The organism is Burkholderia sp. E168m23 (assembly GCF_016586125.1).
GTDB classification, from domain to species: domain Bacteria; phylum Pseudomonadota; class Gammaproteobacteria; order Burkholderiales; family Burkholderiaceae; genus Burkholderia; species Burkholderia orbicola.
On record NZ_BCPP01001451.1, the window covers coordinates 1 to 1,111 of the forward strand.

General features: G+C 62.0%; 1 protein-coding gene and 1 pseudogene. Both read right to left on the reverse strand.

The features are described 5' to 3' along the window. Window positions 1-414, reverse strand: a pseudogene (locus tag JMF90_RS38090) (acetoacetate decarboxylase); the annotation flags it as partial. Between the two features lie 158 nt (window positions 415-572). Next, the gene (locus tag JMF90_RS38095; RefSeq protein ID WP_011549230.1) at window positions 573-1,022 is read right to left on the reverse strand and encodes a MerR family transcriptional regulator; all 450 of its coding nucleotides are present in this window, start codon (window positions 1,020-1,022) and stop codon (window positions 573-575) included. Window positions 1,023-1,111 lie beyond the last annotated feature (89 nt).

A 1,111-nucleotide genomic window follows, 5' to 3' on the forward strand; every position in this document is an offset into this window, starting at 1 on the left:
GTGCGAGCCTTTCGCGCCGGGCCGGCGGATCACCACCGCGACCGATACTTCGTCATACGGATCGTTGTCACACACCGCGTACGAAAAAAACGTCAGCGCGACAAGCCCGTAGCCGGGCAGCGCCCGCAGCGGTTCGAGCGGTACGGGGAGCATGGTTCTCAGGCGGTCGAGCGGCGCCAGGAACAGTAGCTGAATGCTGCTGGAGCGATAGTAGAAGTTCGGCGCCCACGTCGGACCCACGCGCGACATCACCTGACGCTTCGGAATCCTCCGGAAAAAATCGATGTTCCCCGCGGCAGGGTCGCGCGCCACCGCGTCCAGGTCCGGATTCATCCGGAACCGGTCGTAGTACCCGCCCTCGGGCACGTCGACCGTATGCGGTCCGAATTCGACCTGTGTAAAACGCCTGTCCATGCTCGTTGTCTCCCGTCGATGGTCGACCGTGGCAGGCAACACCCGGAGCCTGCTGATTCACCGTCGTCAGCAAGCACTCTAAGCTTTAAGTCAACTTCAAGGTCAAGGCACTGAATAGAGGAATGAGTCGGACTGCGGCTGCGCGTTTTGCCAGCCGGTCATTTGGCCGCCGTACGGCTCTTCTTGCCGCGAATCGGCACCACGCCGTGATCGCGCAGCCGCTCCATCACCCAGCGCGTGCGCTCGGTACAGTCCAGCTCGGTCGGCCGGTTCCTGATACTGTCGATCGCGACGAGCAGCTGCGCCTTGTTTTCCTTGAGGCGCTTCTGCATCGCCTCGATCTCGGCGACCTTCCGTTCGAGTGCCGCCACCAGTCCGTCGTGCTGCCAGTTGCCGGCTTTCACCGGCAGCAGATGACGGATCTGTTCGAGCGAGAACCCCGCGCTCTGCGCGCTCGAAATGATCTCGAGCATCCACACCGCGTTGTCGGCGTAATCGCGATAGCCGTTCGCGCTGCGTTCGACGGCCGTGATGAGCCCTTCAGCCTCGTAAAAGCGGATCCGTGACGCCGAAATCCCGCTGAGCTTCGCGAGCTCCCCGATTCTCATACCTGCCTCGCCTGCGTATTGACATTAAACCTAACTTTAAACCTAGAGTTGTCGTGTCGCCAAGCCGGGCAGACGGCCGATACCGCCGT